The 20,169-nt window shown below is 47.2% G+C and carries 8 protein-coding genes and 1 pseudogene; 7 read left to right on the top strand and 2 right to left on the bottom strand.

Translation table 11 applies throughout. The features are described 5' to 3' along the window. Positions 1 to 485: pseudogene (locus tag QUB08_RS20345) on the bottom strand (RNA-guided endonuclease InsQ/TnpB family protein); the annotation flags it as partial. Between the two features lie 244 nt (positions 486 to 729). Beyond that, the gene (gene ctpA, locus QUB08_RS20340; RefSeq protein ID WP_333226534.1) at positions 730 to 1,968 is read right to left on the bottom strand and encodes a carboxyl-terminal processing protease CtpA; all 1,239 of its coding nucleotides are present in this window, start codon (positions 1,966 to 1,968) and stop codon (positions 730 to 732) included. 200 nt (positions 1,969 to 2,168) lie between these two features. Between ctpA and QUB08_RS20335 the strand changes: the two genes are divergently transcribed. The 7 genes from QUB08_RS20335 to QUB08_RS20305 form a co-directional block, all read left to right on the top strand. Continuing rightward, complete coding sequence (locus tag QUB08_RS20335; protein WP_333226532.1) at positions 2,169 to 3,065, top strand: AraC family transcriptional regulator; 897 nt, start codon at positions 2,169 to 2,171, stop codon at positions 3,063 to 3,065. A gap of 338 nt (positions 3,066 to 3,403) precedes the next feature. Then, positions 3,404 to 10,585 carry a DUF4347 domain-containing protein gene (locus QUB08_RS20330; RefSeq protein ID WP_333226530.1) on the top strand — a complete coding sequence of 2,394 codons (7,182 nt, stop codon included), beginning with the start codon at positions 3,404 to 3,406 and terminating at the stop codon, positions 10,583 to 10,585. A gap of 360 nt (positions 10,586 to 10,945) precedes the next feature. Further along, a complete protein-coding gene (locus tag QUB08_RS20325) occupies positions 10,946 to 12,007 on the top strand; it encodes a calcium-binding protein (protein WP_333226528.1) in 1,062 nt (353 codons plus the stop codon). A gap of 598 nt (positions 12,008 to 12,605) precedes the next feature. Beyond that, on the top strand, positions 12,606 to 13,274 hold the full coding sequence (petB, locus tag QUB08_RS20320) for a cytochrome b6 (protein WP_006633252.1): 669 nt from the start codon (positions 12,606 to 12,608) through the stop codon (positions 13,272 to 13,274). A gap of 571 nt (positions 13,275 to 13,845) precedes the next feature. Next, positions 13,846 to 14,328, top strand: coding sequence for a cytochrome b6-f complex subunit IV (gene petD / locus QUB08_RS20315; RefSeq protein WP_333226526.1), 483 nt, complete (start codon positions 13,846 to 13,848; stop codon positions 14,326 to 14,328). A gap of 365 nt (positions 14,329 to 14,693) precedes the next feature. Beyond that, positions 14,694 to 15,590 (top strand): helix-turn-helix transcriptional regulator, encoded by an 897-nt coding sequence (locus tag QUB08_RS20310; protein WP_333226524.1) that lies wholly within the window; start codon positions 14,694 to 14,696, stop codon positions 15,588 to 15,590. A 407-nt stretch (positions 15,591 to 15,997) separates the two neighbouring features. Beyond that, the coding region (locus tag QUB08_RS20305; protein WP_333226522.1) for a DUF7948 domain-containing protein at positions 15,998 to 20,169 on the top strand (4,172 nt) is incomplete at its 3' end.

The raw sequence follows: 20,169 nt of genomic DNA, 5'->3' as shown, positions 1-20,169 counted from the left end.
GATTCAAGCTGAATATTAAGATAGTAACTACCATAAGAGCGTTTGCACAAAGTAGCAGTCTTGGGGTTTTGACCTTTGAGCAATCCAAGTTGGTAGTTTCCGATAGCCAGTGCAAACCTTTCCCTACCACCAGTAGTGGTCAGACTTACTGTCCAATCTTTTTCCCTAAAAGAAAAGATACGGGTATCGTAAGTGACGCTAGTAGGAGCAAAGCTGTTGACTGGCTTCCCATCTTTTTTAGCTGTTTTTCTGTTACCAGAAACCCGTCTAATAGCATGGATTGCTAGCTGCGCCGAAAGTCCAAACATATCTCTGACATCGTGATATACCAAAGATTGCATCGCCAATTCATTTGTCAGGGTTGGCCGCACAGTTTGGTTCACATATTCACAAGCATTAGCGAACGCCTGAAGGGTTGCATCAATTTTGAGGGACTGCTCAGGCGTTACTTGGAGCTTGCAAGATACTGTCAGGACTTGTTTCATGACAAGATTGTATTACGTCTCGAAGAAATTCTGTGGTGTTTATAGATAATTTGTTCAGCTCTTGAGCCTCACGCGCATTCCTCCCGACACTCAACGGGGTACCGTTAGAGTGCGGGACTCCTGCTGTTTTAGTTGAATAAAAGAGTTTTTAGGATGATTCTTGTCTGTCGTGGCGAAGCAAACGCAGAGACAGACAGACCTGCGTATTGTCACCTGTTGCAATCTCAAAACTTCAAACTCAGGCTTATACTGACTTTGCCAGCACGGTTTTTTCTTTCAGTAGTTGCAGTGCAGCTTGATATTGCAAGTCTGCTGCAGTGCCGATTTGATCGCGCGCGATGGGTTCCAAAGGCACTACGCGATCGGGCGCAATCCCCAGCTTGTTAATATCTTTATGGTTCGGTGTCTCGTACTTAGCAACAGTCACGGCTAACCCGGAACCGTCAGACAAATCAAACAGCGACTGAATCAGTCCTTTGCCAAAAGTCTTTTCTCCTACCAGTTGAGCTCTGCCGTTATCTTGCAGCGCACCCGCCAAAATTTCGCTAGCACTGGCAGTTCCCTTGTTCACCAAAACAATCAGTGGATCGTTAGTTAGGGCTTGTCCAGAGGCTTCAAAACTGCCGAGAATGCCTTGTCTGTTTACCGTGTAGACGATCGTCCCGGAATCGAGCCACAGGCGGGCAATTTCAATCCCTGCTTGCAACAGTCCGCCCGGGTTGTTCCGCAGGTCGAGAATGTAGGCGGCGGCTCCTTGTTTTTCCAAGCGGTCGATCGCGTGAGCGACTTCCTCAGTAGCGTTAGCGCTGAATTGACTTAAACGAATGTAGCCCACCGGTAAATTCTCCGACGCCGACTGCAATTCGGCGTAAACCGGATTCAGAGCAATGCGATCGCGCACTAGCTCAATGTCCTCAGCAACGTCCCTTCCCTCGCGCCCCAAGGTCAAGGTAACGGCAGTGCCGATGCGACCGCGCATTCGAGTTGCTGCTTCGTCTAGGCTCAATTCTGAGGTAGGAGTGCCGTCAATTTTCAGAATGCGATCGAGGGGTTGAATGCCAGCTTTATCCGCCGGTGAGCCGGCCAAAGGAGCCACCACTGTCAGGGTATTTGTCTGGGGGTCGATCGCAATTTGCAGCCCCACACCCGTCAATTCTCCCGAAGTGTTGACCTGCAAGCTGCGGTACTGTTCCGGTTTCAGCAGTCGAGTGAACGGATCGTCGAGATTCGCCAGCATCCCCTGAATCGCCGTGTAAGTCTGCTGTCTGTCGTTAAGCGGTTCCTTGACAGCTTTTTGGCGAATCAACCACCAGTTTTGAGAGTTGAAGCTGTCGTCCACATAAGAACGGTTAACAATTCGCCAAGCTTCGCTCAATAGCTGCTGTTCAGGAGTCAGCGCCGCCGCAGGCTGCGCCCACCCACCTAGAACGAGGACGACTTGCAGGAAAAGTAAAATAGCAATCTGGAAAACTCGTCTGTGCATGATTGTTCGGTAAAATACCAGTAAGTATTACATTTTATGTATTTTACGTTTGTACGTTGGGAACGCTGTTCCAGATTTAACTCAGATTTGTTTCCCGACGGTCAGTCCCAGAGGCACTCGGATGCTTAGAAGAATCCTCGCTGTAGAACGGCGAGGAGTTGTCAACTACACAATAGCAACTCGTCCAGCCGGTGCCAGCTATGTCCCCACAGAAACCATTAATTCTTGATTTTGCCAAGACAGACGCGATGAAAGTGATTCTCCCGCGCCCCGCAATCCTGTCGAGTCACGGCGCAAAGTGGCAAGGAATTCATGTCGAATATCACTGTCAGCCGCCAAACGAATGTGCCGAACACTGTCTCGAACAGCACACGATTGGCTTGATGCTCAATTCAGCCACACTAAAAGGAACAGTGAACGGGAAAAACTGCGGTAGCGAATTGTGGCAAAGTGGGCAGATGTTCATCGCTGCTGCTGGTACTTATTTCCAGTCAGTTGCAGCCGCAGACTATGAATTTATGGCGATCGCTCTTGAACCTAACGACTTCGACAATACAGTTGGCGAATCTATCAATTCAAATCCCATTGAAATTATACCGCAATGGCAAACCCGCGATCCGTTGATTCACGGAATTGCCTGGGCTCTCAAAACCGAACTGGAATCAGGCGGATTAAACGGTACTCTTTATGTCGATGCACTGAAAAACGCGCTTTCACTGCACCTACTGCACCGCTATGGCGCGCAAAAACCGAATCGGCGAGATGTTCGAGGCGGTCTTGACCACCGCCAATTGCAGGTAGTTATTCACTACATTAATGAATCCATAAACCGAGATTTGCACTTAAGTGAACTTGCTAATTTAGTGAACATTAGTTCTTATCATTTCAGCCGTATGTTTAAACAATCGACTGGAGTTACGCCCCATCAGTACGTGACCCAGTGCCGAATTGAAAAAGCAAAACAGTTGTTGAAAAAACCGGATTTATCAATAAAATATATCTCCCAGCAAGTCGGATTTCACGACCAAAGCCACTTTAGCAACACATTCTGCAAAATTGTCGGTTTGACTCCTAAGAAATATCGCGATCGGCTTTAACAAAACTCAAGCCTCAGTCACATTAAAAGCAGTTTGTAGTTGCCAAGTATTTTTACCTAGGGCTTGCGGGGGTTCAGAAACCGGGTTTTTTAGCCGATCGGGAAACCTGTGTATTTTGGTAAAAAACCCGGTTTCTTTGGTATTGAGGCGTAAGTCCTGTCGTAAAAAACCCCTGCCCGCCGACGCTGTTACAATTCTTCATCAAATAGGGATAAATTCCGCAAGAAAATTATATTTTTCGCAAATTTTCCGCAAGAATTTACAATACAGCAGAGCTGGTGCTTTTGTAGACTTGCTGGCATCACATAAACCAGAAGTATCAGGTAGGTAAATTAATCATGTCTACTTTCAGTACCGCTACCAACTTTCCGGCAGGCACAAGTCCCCAATCCTTCACTGCCGAAAACTGTAATAATGATAACATTCCAGACTTAGCGATCGCCCCAACGGCTGTTTCCCTAAAGTCAATGACTCAACTTTCCTCAAAAGCGATCGCATTTATCGATGCTGCCGTCCCCGACTGTCAAACATTAATCGACGGCGTTATCTCTGAAACCGAAGTAATTAAATTAGAAACTAACCGCAACGGCCTCGAACAAATTGCCGAAGCTTTGCAGGGAAAGAAATTTTCAGTAATTCACATTATTGCCCACGGAAAGCCCGGTTGTTTGCAACTGGGGAACGTTGAATTGAGTTGGCAAAATTTGAGAAGTCGCGCCGACAATTTTGTAAAAACAGTTAAGAAATGGGCGGGCGGGCTGACACCAAATGCCGAAATTTTGCTCTACGGGTGCAATGTTGGCCAAGGAAATATAGGCAAAGCATTTGTAAACAGCCTGAGTCAACTAACAGGGGCAAGTGTTGCTGCTTCTGAGAATCTGACAGGTTGTGCAGAAGGTGGCGGCGACTGGGAATTGGCAGTGACAGCGGGGACAATTAAAGCTGGCATTGCATTTGGGCCAGAAGCGATCGCAGCTTACGGCCACGTTCTCAATACGTTTAAACAAACACCTACTGGCTTGACAACAGGAAATCTCCCTACAGCTATTGTTAGCCAGGACTTGAACGGAGATGGTCTTCTCGATTTAGCCGTAGCTAACAGAAGTTCTGACAGTGTGTCGATCTTGTTGGGAACAGGTCAAGGTAATTTTGGAACTGCTACTAACTTGACCTTGGGGAGTGCAGGATCTCCCAGCGGTATTGTTGCGGGCAATTTTAATGGGGATACGCTTCCCGATTTAGCTGTATCGGTAGCAATTGGCGGCGATATAGGAGGAGGGGCTTATGTCTTTTTAGGAACAGGGCAAGGCAACTTTAGCAATCCTAACAACTTTGGCCCTGGGATCACTAAAGAGGCGATCGCTGCGGGAGATTTTAATCAAGACACCTTCGCTGACTTAGTTGTGGCAGAAGAGAACCAAGTTTCTATTGCTTTAGGCAATAATCAAGGAACTTTTGGTGAGTTTAACAATGTGGGGACTGCAATCAGCCCCTTAGCGATCGCGATCGGAGATTTTAACGGCGACAACAATCTCGATGTTGTTGCCACTAACAGGAGTCCGGCTAACAGCGTTTCTATTTTTTTCGGTACGGGTCAAGGCACTTTTGGCAATCCAACCAACTTGAATGTCGGCACAAATCCCAGCGCGATCGCAGTTGGAGATTTTAACGCTGACGGCAGTTCCGATCTGGCTGTAACCGCAGGCCAGAACGTATCAATTTTATCAGGGACAGGTCAAGGCACTTTTAGCAATCCTGCTAACTTTAATGTTGGGTCAGGTGCTAATGATATTGCAGTTGGTGATTTCAACGCTGACGGTCAACCGGATTTAGCTGTAGCGAACGCCGCTTCTAATAATGTTTCAATTTTAACTGGAACCGGTCAAGGAACCTTTAACGGGCCATTTAATTATAATACCGGGGGAACCACTCCGAGCGCGATCGCGGTTGGAGATTTTAACTCTGATACCAAACCAGATATTGCTGTCGCAAATACCAACAGTAACACAGTTTCAATTCTGTTGAATGTGCTATTGAAAGCAAGTTTTGCTAATTCTGCGTACAGCAGCCTTGAAGGAGACGCAGATGCGACTGTTAATATTCCTGTGACACTCGAAGACGGTTTACGATTTACAGACTTGATTGTACCGATCGCAACTGTTTTGCCCGTTCCTGCTGGCACCTCACTAGCTACTCAAGATTCTGACTATACTCTTTCTACTAATACTCTCACTTTTCCCGCAGGTAGCGGCAGTTTGACTCAAAATATAGCTGTCACTATCAAACCAGACAATCTTGCAGAAATAGATGAAGCAGTTGTCTTGAGTTTTGGTACGAGTCCGGGAGGAGGAGGGTTTGGAGGTACAATCTCTGAAACTACCCTAACAATTCCTGCTAACGATCCGATTATTTACACAGTTGGTGCTAGTGCTGGTACTGTTCCTGAAGGCAACGCCGGCACAAATCCACTGATATTTACTGTTAGTCGCAGTGGCGGTACTGATACAGCAGGGACTGTCGATTATGCAATTGGTGGCACTGCAACCAACGGCAGCGATTACAACAATATCGGCGGCACTTCGGGCGCAACAAGTACGACTGGTCTGATTAATTTTGCCTCTGGCGAAACATCGAAAACTGTCACCCTAGATGTGTTGGGTGATGATAGCGTTGAACCAGACGAAACTATTACCGTCACTCTATCAAATCCCGTCACATTGCCTGATGGCGGTCTTCCCGGCGGCAGTTCGACAATTGGTACTGCTACTGCGACAACTACTATTACTAATGACGACACTGCTGGAATTGCCGTCAATCCCGCTAGCGGATTAATTACAACAGAAGCAGGAGGAACAGCAACATTTACTGTCCAACTCAACTCTCAACCAACGGCTAACGTGACTGTTGGCTTAAGCAGTTCCAATGTTGCCGAGGGAACAGTTTCTACACCCTCGCTGACATTCACTCCCGCCAATTGGAGTGCGCCGCAAACTGTAACTATTACTGGGGTTGATGACAATATTGCCGACGGCAATCAAACTTACAATATTGTCACCGCTGCGGCTGTTAGTACAGACAGCAATTACAGCAATTTCAATCCTGCCGATGTCAGCGTTACGAATAGCGACAATGAAACTGCCGGCATTACCGTTAATCCCACAGCAGGGTTAACTACAACAGAAGCTGGAGGTACGGCTAATTTCAGTGTTGTCCTCAACACTCAACCTACGGCACCTGTTGCTGTAGCTTTAAGCAGTTCCAATCCTGCTGAGGGAACAGTTTCTACTAATACCTTAAGTTTCACTCCTAATAACTGGAATCAGGCGCAGACGGTAACGGTGACAGGTGTTGGCGACAATATCGCTGACGGCGATATTGCTTACACTATTGTCACTGAGGCTGCTGTTAGTACAGACAGCAATTACAGCAATTTCAGTGCTGCCGATGTCAGCGTTACTAACAGCGACAGCGATACAGTCGGCGTTACCGTTAATCCCGCCAGTACCACAGCAGCAGAAGGCGGTGCAACGGGAATTTATACACTTCAGCTAAATTCGCAGCCAACAGCGCCGGTAACAGTCAGCTTTGACGGGGGGAATCAAATAAGTGCGATCGCCCCCATTAGCTTCGACAGCACTAATTGGAATATTGCCCAAACTGTAACTTTGACTGCGACGGATGACACAGTTGTAGAAGGTACTCACACAGGCACAATCAATCACGCGGTAACAAGTACCGACGCGAAATATAGCGCAATTGCGATCGGGCGTGTCACTGTCGCCATTACCGACAATGACACGCCAACACCGCCCCCACCGCCCACACCGCCCACACCGCCCACACCGCCCACACCGCCAACACCGCCAACACCGCCCCCACCGCCAACACCGCCCACACCGCCCACACCGCCCACACCGCCCACACCGCCCACACCGCCCACACCGCCAATTACATCGCCAACACCGCCAATTACATCGCCAACACCGCCAATTACATCGCCAACACCGCCAATTACATCGCCAACACCGCCCACACCGCCAATTACATCGCCAACACCGCCCACACCGCCAATTACATCGCCAACGCCTACATTTTTGCCGCCGACACCACCACAAATCATCATGCCGCCGGCGATACCTGCTGATAATTTAGTCAGAAAAATCACTGTAGGTTCCAGTACCGGAAGCTACAGCGATGCTATTAGTAGCAGCAACATTGATGATTACTACAAATTCAGCTTAGGTGCTAGCAATAACTTCAACTTGTCGCTGGTCGGAATGAATGCAGATGCTAAAGTTGAGTTGCTCGACAGTCGCGGAAATACGATCGCCACTTCCAACAATTTGGGCACCGCATCCGAGTCACTTAACCGCACTTTAGAACACGGTACTTACTACGTTCGAGTTTCCTCAGCCAACGGTGCAGATACTCCTTACAATCTCAACTTGTCTGCAATACCCCGCCTGCAAGGCATCACAACCACAGGTTCAGATGCTCCTATTTTCAAAGCTGGCGAGTTGATTTCAGTTATAGATGGAACGACATTCACTCCCGCCACTGATATATCCGGCCCGCTGATTAACATGGATGACTTCCGTGTAGCACCGCGTTTTGCTGGAATTGATGGCAGTGGTTTTGCAACAGTAATTTTGGATACTGGTATCGATTTAGACGACCCATTCTTTGGTCCTGATGGTGACTCTAACGGGGTTGCCGATCGCATTACCTACGATTACGATTTCGCCGACAGCGATGCAGATGCTAGCGACCTTGATGGACACGGTTCAAACGTCTCTAGTATTGCCACTTCCCAAGATACAGTCCACACAGGAATGGCACCGCGCGCCAACATCATTCACCTCAAAGTTTTTGAGGATAGTGGCAGGGGAAATTTCCGGTATTTAGAGCAAGCTTTGCAGTGGGTGGTAGCAAACGCATCAACATACAATATTGCCAGTGTAAATATGTCGCTTGGTGACAACCAAAATTACAACACTCCCCAAACAAGGAGCATTAGCGATGAACTAGCAGCGCTAGCAGCACGGAATGTAATTGTTGTTTCCGCATCAGGTAATGCTTTCGGGCCATTGGGCTATAACAGCGTTCAGGGTGTTGCCTACCCCGCAGCCGATGCTAACTCACTCTCAATTGGTGCGGTGTATGATGCGAACCGGGGTTATCGGACACATGGCTCTGGCGCGATCGCCTATACCACCGATGCCGATCGCATTACACCCTATTCTCAGCGCCACTCCACTTTAACAACCGTTTTTGCTCCCGGTACTTTGATTACGGGTGCTGGCCCAGGCGCCGCTTTGACGAGCTATTCCGGTACGAGTCAAGCTGCACCTCATGTTGCTGGAATAGCAGTGTTAGCGCAACAGTTAGCCCAGCGAGATTTGGGCCGCCGACTAACCCCAACTGAGTTTGCGAATTTCTTGCAGTCTACTGGTGTCACGATTAATGACGGCGACGACGAAGACGATAACGTGATCAATACTGGCTTAAACTTCAAGCGCGTTGATATGCTGGCTTTGGCTCAAGGTATTGTCGGCAACAACCCGCCAGTTGTCAATCGTTCTGTGTTTTCTCAAAGTGCAGCGCTAGGTTTTTCTCAAAGTGGTAATGCTTTTAATTTAGCTGCCAATACCTATACTGACCCCGATCCGGGCGACAGCATTAATTATTCGATCGCCCTGGCAAATTCTAGCGCTTTAAGTTCATCTGCATTTACCTGGAGAACCGATCGCAATGGCGGTTCCTATCGCCAACCAAATGCGGGTTCAAGTTTCCCGGAAATTCCTTTGCCTTCCTGGCTAACTTTTAATTCCGCAACCCGTACTATCAATTTAAGCTCAACTCGCCCGTCTACTTTTGACTATTGGTTAAAGGTAACGGGAACTGATGAATCGGGCGCGAGTGTTAGCGAGGTAATTCGGTTCAAGAGCGATCGCGTCGGCGGTTTTGTGATTGACGGTTATATCGCTGGCGCTACAGTCTTTTTCGATGCCAACAAAAACGGTGTACTAGATGCTAGCGAACCTTCTGCTACTACTGCGGATAACGGCGAATTCGATCTGGATATCGATTCCAACATTTTCGACAAAAATCAAAATGGCGAACTCGATCCAGAGGAAGGCAATATTGTTGCTTTCGGCGGCATTGATACGGCAACTGGTTTGCCTTTGGAAACGCCGGTCACTGCCCCGCCTTACGCTACTGTTGTCACCTTGTTAACCAGTTTAGTAGCAGATTTAATAGACAAAGGAATTGACAGCGATCGCGCCGAATCTCTCGTCAAATCTTCTCTTTCCATTCCCGCTAATGTTGATATAACGGGTTTAGATCCGATCGCAGCTACCGAAAACGCGATCGCGGGTGGAGTAGAAACTTTGACTGCAATGGTCAAGGTACAAAACGTCATTACCCAAACTGCTGCTTTAATAGACGGTGGGTCGATTCTGGACAATACCGACAGCGTAAAAGCAGTTGTAAGTGCGATCGTTCAACAAATTCAATCGGGGACTACTCTCAATCTCAGCGATGCCAACCAGTTAGCAACAATTGTCGATCGCGCCGTCACAGCAGCGCAACAATTTGACTCGGATTTAAACACTCAGCAATTGTTGCAAATTGCCCCGGATGCAGCTAAGGTAATGGCCGAAGCAAATCAGCGCGTTGACCAAGTTGTATCCAACACTGCAACAGCTTCAATCAACCGAGAAGTTGCCCGCGTGCAAAAAGTAGCCCTAGGCGCAACCTCTGAAGACTTAAAAACAGTCGGTAGAGGTACGAAATCGATCGCCCAAGTTATTGCCGAAAATACTGGTACTGCCTTAGATACCAAAATTCAACAAACGACATTGCCCGATACACCTGCTGTTGCGGTGATTGAAGGAGAAATAGATGCGATCGCAGCTAACTCCAATCTAATCGGCACTGACGGCGACGACAGCCTCTCCGGCGACAGCGGCAGCGATACAATGGCCGGCAAACGCGGCAATGATACTCTCAGCGGTTTGGGTGGCAACGACTGGATGCACGGCAATCAAGGCAATGATTCTCTCGACGGTAGCGACGGCGATGACACTGTTTACGGCGGCAAAGAAAGCGATAATTTGTTCGGCAATAATGGGGAAGATATCCTATTTGGAAATCGCGGTCAAGATAGCTTGAGTGGAGGTGAAGGCAATGACAGTCTTTACGGCGGTCAAGCTAGCGATATTCTGCTGGGCGGTAACGGCGACGATTTTCTCAGCGGTGACAACGGCGATGACAGTTTGATAGGAGGAAATGGGAGCGATCGCTTCTTAATTTCAGCCAATTCTGGCAGCGATATAATTTTCGATTTTGAACCAGGCATCGACTTCCTCGCACTTGCAGACAATTTAACCTTCTCGCAACTTTCTATTATCCCTAGCAACACTGCAACTTTAATCACCTTGACAGAAACTGGTGAAATTTTAGCTGCTATCACTGGCGTGACAGCTAACCAAATTACCATTGCCAATTTCAGTTAAAATATTAGGGACACAGGATTTGCTTGTGTCCCTGAAATTCGTTCAACAATCACGGATAATCCAACCTGAATCGCTCTAGTTCATCTGCGTTAATATGTGTTTACCTGCCCTAATCTGCGGTTAAGAAAAGAGAATGTATTAACCGCAGATGACAAGGGATTGACGCTGATTTACGCAGATGAATACAAGAAAGATAGGAATTATTCCGATGCTAACTGATTTGATATCAGGACTAAAGTCTTTACAAAATCCAAAATTCAAAATTTAAAATTGCGGGTAGGCGAACAATCCAAAATCTAAAATCCAAAACCTAAAATTGAGTGACTGTAATTGTGAAATTGTTTTCAGGAGGACAAGTTTATGGTCGTTATATGCGGTGACAATCTCGATAATTTGCTAGCCGGTGAAATTGGCGATGATTCCCTGTGCGGGCTTGGAGGCAATGATATTTTATCTGGTTTGGGTGGTAATGACACTTTAGATGGCGGAGAAGGAAATGATAGTCTCGTAGGTGGAGGCGGTAGCGATCGCCTTTTGGGCTACTCTGGTAACGACAGTCTCAGCGGTGGCGAAGGCGATGACAAAATTGAAGGAGGTGCGGGGAATGATCTTCTTGAGGGTGGCGAAGGCGCGGATTTAATCAGAGGAGAAGACGATAATGATAGTATCTTGGGAGGGTCTGGCAATGACTGTCTTATCGGCGGTCAAGGCAATGATACGGCGATCGGAGGAGATGGAGACGATCGCTTGTTTGGTAGCTTCAACAACGACTTGTTAATGGGTGGCAAAGGTAAGGATGACCTGTTGGGAGAAGGTGGCAACGACACTTTAAGAGGTGACTTAGATAATGACTACATTAACGGCAATGCAGGAGACGATTTGCTTGAGGGAAATGAAGGCAACGACACCCTGATTGGCGGGCCAGGTAATGACATCATATCGGGTTACGGCTTTTCCTCAACAGGAGAACAAATCGATTATTTAATCGGGCAAAGTGGTGCTGACATATTTGTTCTCGGTTCATTAAATATCCGCCCTTACCTCTTCTATGGCGGTGAAGGTAGCCATGCCGTTATTGAGGATTTTAACCGGGTCGAAGGCGACAAAATCCAAGTTGTTCGTTTCGTACAAGATCGTAATGGTTCTAACTTCTTCTTTTATCGATTTGAATCTTATGATGACGGTATGACACGGGGAACTCGGATATTTGTCGGATCGGATTTAATCGCCGACGTTAAAAATGTTACAGATGTGAGTCTATCAGATTGCGCGATCGTTTCGACTGGGTTTACACCGCCATCGCGAGATTTTCCATCCTTCCCGTCTCTGCCGGAAATTCCCTTTCCGATACCGCCGCGTCCCTCTCCTTTCTTGCCTATACTGCCAGTTTTTGTGGAAAGTTTGCTTTCTTTTCAATTGTGATAGGACTTTACGGATGGGGGCAATCAACGGGTTTTTTTACGAAAATACGCAGGTTGCAGCCAGCAGATTTTGTTAGAAAGGACTGCAGTCCTGACTACAAAACAAGATTCGATTGTACGATCGAACCGGTTCGGGTTACTTGATCGACCATGAGGGCGTTTGGGCCCGAAAGTGAAGTTTTACGATCGAGATGAAATTTGGCCTCTCCCGGCAAACAGGTTTCCGGCTCGGACTGCTTTCTGTAGCTCAGCCCTACCCGCATAGTAGCTTGGGCGGATGTGGAGATTCCGAAAAAAGCCTTTTAAGAGTCCAAAAAGCGATCGCGCGCGTGAAAATTGCACGGCAATTATGTTACATTTTTTATCACAGTCTGGAATTCGATCGGGCAACGCCAGCGAGTAGGGACAAGCCACCGCTTAGTTTCCCAGGGCTTGCAGGCGATCGCACAATAGAGTTCCTTTCGTCAGCTCCAAATTTAAAAAATAGCCTCAGGCATTTGCTAGTAAAAGCAAGCTGCTCGGCGCGGGGCGACAAAAAACCTTGTGGCTGCTGCCCTGAACCTCAACCACAGCAATATTCTTTTAGGAATTCTGGCTCCATGTTTTCTAAACAAATCACCGACTCAAAAACCTACCAGTGGTTTGAGGAACGCCTGGAAATTCAGGCGCTCGCCGATGACATCACTACGAAGTACGTACCCCCGCACGTCAATATTTTCTACTGCTTGGGCGGAATTACTTTAGTTTGCTTTCTGATCCAGTTTGCCACCGGCTTCGCCATGACTTTCTATTACCGTCCCACGGTAGCAGAAGCTTTTTCTTCAGTGCAATACCTGATGACTGAAGTCAACTTCGGCTGGCTGATCCGCTCCATCCACCGCTGGTCTGCCAGCATGATGGTACTGATGATGATTTTGCACACCTTCCGGGTTTATCTGACAGGCGGCTTCAAAAAGCCCCGCGAATTAACCTGGGTGACAGGAGTAATCTTGGCAGTCATCACTGTTTCTTTCGGTGTGACCGGCTATTCCCTGCCTTGGGATCAAATCGGTTACTGGGCAGTTAAAATCGTTTCCGGCGTCCCCGAAGCTATCCCGTTTGTCGGCTCTTTGATGGTTGAACTGCTGCGCGGCGGTGTCAGCGTCGGTCAAGGCACTTTGACTCGCTACTACAGCTTGCACACTTTTGTGTTGCCTTGGCTGATTGTAGTGTTCATGCTGGCTCACTTCTTGATGATTCGCAAGCAAGGTATCTCTGGCCCGTTGTAAGTTTTGAGTTGTGGGGGCGGTATTTTTTTTGCCCCCCGCTGAATTGTGAGTTGAAAATTCAGAATTCATCACTCATCAAAAAATTGGGCGGAGCGTAGCGGAGGGTTGAAACCCCGTCCTTCTAGGACGGCTTTGTATTAGCATCTAGATGGTCACTGCCCCACTGTCCGTCGATGGATTCAGACAGCTCGGGCGGGTTCTCGTCCAGTTTGACTGGCGGCGCAGACAAATCGGTAGACCGGGAAAAGAGGATAGGGCAATGGCAAACATCCCTAGAATCAAAACAATACATAAGAATTCCTTTTGGGGTTTTCGACACATAAGAACCGCAGGGCTTGCGGGGATAGTCTGTGGAGCGAACGTAAGACCAATACTCCTTGAGGGTGGAGGCAGTTGCAAAGAACCAGAAACCTAAATTGTGAGGTTTAGGAATCACCGCACCTGATAGTCGGTGAGGATGTCAAGATATTTATTTACGGCCCATACTTCCTGCGATAGCACCGCTGATTCAAACTAACGAATACAGCGGAATCCCAGGCCCGGGTAAAACTAAAAGGAGAACACTCTTACTATGTCTATTCTCAAAAAACCAGATTTGAGCGATCCCGCCCTCCGCGCTAAGCTCGCTAAGGGCATGGGTCACAACTATTACGGCGAACCAGCTTGGCCTAATGACTTGCTCTACGTTTTCCCTATAGTCATCATGGGAACGATTTCTCTGTGCGTGGGTTTGGCTGTACTAGACCCGGCTTTGGTTGGAGAACCGGCTAATCCTTTTGCTACTCCGCTAGAAATTCTTCCGGAATGGTATTTGTGGCCTGTGTTCCAACTTTTGCGCGTTTTGCCTAACAAATTGTTGGGTATTGCTTGCATGGCTGGTGTTCCCGTTGGCTTGATTTTGATTCCGTTCATCGAGAGCGTTAACAAGTTTCAAAATCCGTTCCGCCGCCCTGTTGCTACTACTGTTTTCCTCTTGGGAACTGTGTTCACTCTGTGGTTGGGTATTGGTGCTATTTTCCCGATAGACAAATCTTTCACACTGGGTCTTTTCTAAGATTTAAGTTTGCTTGATATTGACGCCTGCGGGTTTCCTGTAAAGTGCTTTTGTACTGGTGGGAAACTTTAGCGGGCGTCATTTGATTTTAGATTTTAGATTTTAGATTTTAGATTTGGGATTTGGGATTTATCGCTCTAAAAGTTAAGAATTATCAGTAATTAATTGTAGGCGCAACGGCTGGTATAAAAGTGCCGATGCTCGACTCGCCCCTAAACCCCCCTAATGTCAAATTACATTAATTTTTATTACGAAGGCTGGACAAACTGACCGAGAATATGTAACCTAATCCCTCGGTATCTTTTGCATAACTGCGGGAACTTTAGAGATATAAGATATAGCCACTACCCCAGCAGGTGCAAGCTATGTCCTCAGAGAAACAGTTAATTCTTGATTTTGCCCAGCTAGAGGCGATGAAATCGATTCTCCCGAGTCCCTCAATCCTGTCGAGTCACGGCACAAAATGGGAGGGAATTCACGTCGAATATCACCGTCAGCCAGCAGACGAAACTCCCGAACACTGTTTCCAACAACACAACATTGGGCTGATACTCAATTCAGTTACAGTAAACGGAATACTCAACGGGAAACACTACGGTAGCGAACCGTGGCAAAGAGGAGAGATTTTCATTGGTGGTGCTGGTACTGATTTCCAGTCAGGTGCAGTCGAAGATCCTGAATTTGTCGCGATCGCGATCGACCCTACCGACTTCGACAAAACAGTTGGCGAATCGACCCATTCAAACCTCATTGAAATTATACCGCACTGGAAAATCAGCGATCCTTTGATTTTCGGCATTGGCTGGGCCCTCAAAACCGAACTCGAATCAGGTGGATTAAACGGTACTCTTTATGTCGATGCACTGAAAAACGCGCTTTCAATGCACATACTTCACCGCTATTGTGCACAAAAACCGCATAGGCGAGATTTTGAAGGCGGTCTCGATCCTGTCAAATTGCAGATTGTTATTAACTACATAAATGACTACCTAAACCGAGATTTGCACATAGCTGAACTGGCTAACTTAGTGCAGATTAGTCCTTATTATTTCAGTCGTTTGTTCAAACAATCTATTGGAGTCACGCCCCATCAATACGTCACCAAGTGCCGGATTGAGAAAGCCAAACAGTTGTTGAAAAGGCAAGATTTATCAATAACATATATCTCGGAGCAAGTCGGGTTTCACGACCAAAGTCACTTTAGCAAGACTTTCTGCAAAATCGTCGGTTTGACTCCTAGGAAATATCGCGCTCAACTTTAACAGCGATTTGTCGTTGGGTGGGGGCAGGTTTATGAGATTGTCGGTTTTAGGCAATTATTGTCGGTCAGGGGAGCCCCTACAGGAATTATATCTATTTGACCGGACATGATATTAATCCTGTAGGGGCGGGTTCACCAATATCTCTAATAGAAACGAGAAAGCCTATAAACCCTTCCTAAGCCTTTAATCGCGGTCGATCGACCCGACACGATCAGAATCTGGTTGGAAATGCAGAAAACCAGCTACAAAAACCGAGTCCGTAGCCCGTGTTACAATTTTTAATCAACAATCCGAGAAATTTCGCAAGAAAATTGTATTTTTCGTAAATTTTTCGCAAGAATTTACTATACAGCAGAGCTGGTACTTGTATATACTTACTCGCATAACATGAACCAGGGGTACCAGCTATGAGCTCTCAAAATCAACAGGCATCTTACGGTCAAATTCCCTTAAGTTTTATTGCAAATGCTGGACAAACTGACCCTAATGTGAAATTCCAGGTGAAAGGTGCCGGTCACAGCATCTTTTTTACTCCAAACGAAATTTCTTTCGTCGCTTTCCAGCAACCCAATGAACCGGGAAACCAAGCCACAAATTCTTCAATTGTCCGCAGCAGCTTAGCCAACAGCAACCCGAATCCCACAATTTCCGGGTTGGAACAATTGCCGGGAGTTGCTAACTTTATTTTAGGCGAAGATTCCAGTCAATGGCACACAGACGTTCCTACTTTTAACGGCGTTGTTTATCAAAACGTCTATCAAGGAATTGACCGCGTTTTCAAAGGCACTGAAGGACAACTTAAAAGCGAGTTTTTGGTTGCACCTTTTGCCGATCCGAGTCAAATTAAGATGAACTATAGCGGTGTTAACGACATCCGCTTGCGTGACGATGGAGCACTGATATTAGAGACACCGCTGGGCGAATTAATTGATAACGCACCGATAGTTTATCAAGACATCAACGGACAGCGGGTGAATGTTCCCGCAGCTTACAATTTATTAGGAAACGGTCAAGTTAATTTTAGTTTGGGATATTTTGACCCCACTCAACCCCTAGTTATTGACCCAGTTTTAGCTTACTCGACTTATCTAGGTGGCAGCGGCGATGGCATAAGCGGCAACGGCAATGACTACGCCAACCGCATCACCGTAGATAGTACAGGTGCGGCTTACATTATTGGCACTACTTTTAACAATTTTACGACTACTCCTGGTGCATACCAAACTACGCCTGGGGGTCAAGCTGATTTCTTAGTTACTAAAATTAACCCCCAAGGAACTGCATTAGTTTACTCTACTTATATTGGCGGTATTGGCAATGAATACGGTTTTGGGATTGCGGTAGACAGTCAAGGCAATGCTTATTTAACTGGACAAGTCGATCCGGGTTATCCAACTACACCGGGTTCTTTTCAACCGACAGCACCTAATTACACTGCAGGGGTGACTAAACTCAATGCAGCCGGCAATGCGTTAGTTTATTCTACCTTTTTAGGCACGAGCACCAGCGGCGCCCTAGGCAACGGCATTGCGGTAGACAGTAACGGTAATGCTTATGTTACCGGGCTCACAGGCGACGGTTTCCCCACTGCCAATGCCTCCCAACCTGCATACGGAGGCGGAATTGATGCGTTTGTTACTAAAGTCAATCCAACTGGCAGTGATTTAGTTTACTCTACTTATTTCGGCGGTTCTGGTCGCGAAGACGCTCAATCCATTGCCATAGATAATAATGGTAATGCCTACATTACCGGCCTTACTTATTCGACAAACTTGCCTACTTATGCGATTAGTTTTCCGCCGATTTCTACCTTTCAAAGTACAATGGGAGGCGGTCAATATGATGCTTTTATCAGTGAATTTAACATAAATGGTGAAGGCAATTATTCCACTTACCTAGGTGGCACCGGCGATGACAAAGGTGCTGATATCGCTGTAGACAGTTCTGGAAATGCCTATGTTGTGGGAATTACCACTTCAACTAATTTTCCTACAGCTAGTCCGATTCAAGCGGCTAATGCAGGTGGTGCCAATGATGCTTTTGTCAGCAAGCTGAGTCCGGGCGGCGATTCTTTGATTTATTCCACTTATTTGGGCGGCAGCGGAGATGACAACGGCCATCGCATTACTCTAGACAGTGCAAATAATGTTTACGTGACGGGGGATACGACTTCGACTAATTTTCCGACTAAGAATGCTATTCAAAGTGTTAGTGGCGGCGGGAAAGATGCTTTTGTCACAAAAATCAATGCGTCGGGTTCTGCCTTAGTTGATTCTACTTATCTTGGCGGCAGCGGCGACGACAACGGTAGTGGTATTGCGGTGGATGCTTCGGGTGCAGTTTATGTGGCGGGATCTACTACGTCTACTAATTTGCCTACTGCGAATCCTTTGCAAGTGGCGAATGGGGGAGGTGCTTCTGATGCTTTTATTACTAAAATAATTCCTGGCGGGCCGCAGGTGAAGATTGTTGAGTCGGGCGGCAGCACTAATGTAGCAGAAAGTGGGACGACGGATACTTATACAGTTGTGCTCACTAATCAGCCTACTGCAAATGTGGCGATCGCACTCAATACTGACAGTCAAATTCAACCGATTGCTGGCATTAGTTTCACTCCAACTAACTGGTTTGTACCGCAAACGGTTACAGTCAGTGCAGTTGATGATGCAGTAACAGAAACTTCGCCGCACAGCGGCCCGATTACTCACACTGCTATCAGTACCGATGCCAGTTATAACGGGGCGAGTGTCAGTTTTACGCTCAATGGCACTGCTGGCAATACCGTCAATGCTAATATTACCGATAACGACACCGCAGGCGTTAGCATTACTCCTGCTAACACGACTGCGACGGAAGGGGGTGCAACTGGAACTTATAGCGTTAAATTAAATACCCAACCCATCGCACCTGTGACGATTAACTTGGCTACAGGCAGTGAAATTCAACCAATTACCGCACTTACTTTTACAGCGAATAATTGGAATGTCGCTCAAACTGTGGCGGTGGCTGCTGTGGACGACAATGCAGTTGAAGGAAATCATGCAGGTGCGATCGCCCATACAGCTACCAGTACCGATACTAACTATAACAGCATCACAATAGAGCCTGTTAATGTCGCCATTACTGATAACGACACCGCAGGCGTTAGCATTACTCCTGCTAACACGACTGCGACGGAAGGGGGTGCAACTGGAACTTATAGCGTTAAATTAAATACCCAACCCATCGCACCTGTGACGATTAACTTGGCTACAGGCAGTGAAATTCAACCAATTACCGCACTTACTTTTACAGCGAATAATTGGAATGTCGCTCAAACTGTGGCGGTGGCTGCTGTGGACGACAATGCAGTTGAAGGAAATCATGCAGGTGCGATCGCCCATACAGCTACCAGTACCGATACTAACTATAACAGCATCACAATTCCGGCTGTTAGCGTCGCCATTACCGACAACGACACTGCCGCTTTCAGCATTGCACCTACGAACATAACTGCTACAGAAGGCGGCGCAAATGGCAGTTACAAAATCGAGCTAACTTCGCAACCGAAGGCACCGGTTACTATCAGTTTCAATACTGGCAATCAACTTAATCCGATCGCCACACCTATTACTTTTGACAGCACTAATTGGAATGTTGCTCAAACTGTCACTGTCAGTGCGATCGACGACAATCTAGCACAAGGAACCCACAGCGGCACGATTTCTCACACAGCTACGAGTACCGATGCAAATTATAATGCGAAAGTCATTCCCGATGTGACAGCATCGATTACTGATAACGATAGTCCCGGTATTTCTCTTGTCCAATCAGGAGGCGGGACAGCTATTGCTGAAGGCGGTGCAACCGATAGCTACGGCGTACTTCTGACTACCGCACCTACTGCAAACGTCACGATAAATTTTGACACGGGCAATCAAATTAATGCGATCGCACCTGTCACTTTCACCCCGAATAATTGGAATGTGGCGCAAAATGTCACTGTTACGGCGATCGATGACAGCATAGCGCAAGGAGCCCGCAGCGGCACGATCGCTCACACATCTGTCAGTACAGATACTAATTATAACAACCTGACGATTTCTCCTGTGACTGCCACGATTGCTGACAACGACACGACGGGTGTGAGTATTTCACAGCAGAGCACAACTGCTACAGAAGGCGGTGCAACAGGCAGTTATACACTCAAGTTAAATTCGCAGCCAACTGCACCAGTTACTATCAGTTTTGATACGGGCAGTCAAATAAGTGCGATGGGTGCAATTACCTTCGACGCTACCAACTGGAATGTTGCCAAACCCGTCACAGTAACGGCTACAGACGATGCGGCTGTGGAAGGAAATCATGCGGGGGCGATCGGGCATACTTTTACCAGTACCGATGTTAAATATAACAGCATCACAATTTCCCCTGTTAATGTCGCCATTACTGATAACGACACTGCCCCAACTCCAACTCCAACTCCAACTCCAACTCCAACTCCAACTCCAACACCTCCAACACCTCCAACTCCAACACCTCCAACACCTCCAACTCCAACACCTCCAACTCCAACACCTCCAACACCTCCAACACCTCC

Origin of the sequence: Microcoleus sp. BR0-C5 (assembly GCF_036705045.1) — a bacterium.
Classification (GTDB): domain Bacteria; phylum Cyanobacteriota; class Cyanobacteriia; order Cyanobacteriales; family Microcoleaceae; genus Microcoleus.
The sequence above is the reverse complement of the archived record's forward strand: the minus strand, read 5'-3'. Positions and strand labels throughout refer to the sequence as shown.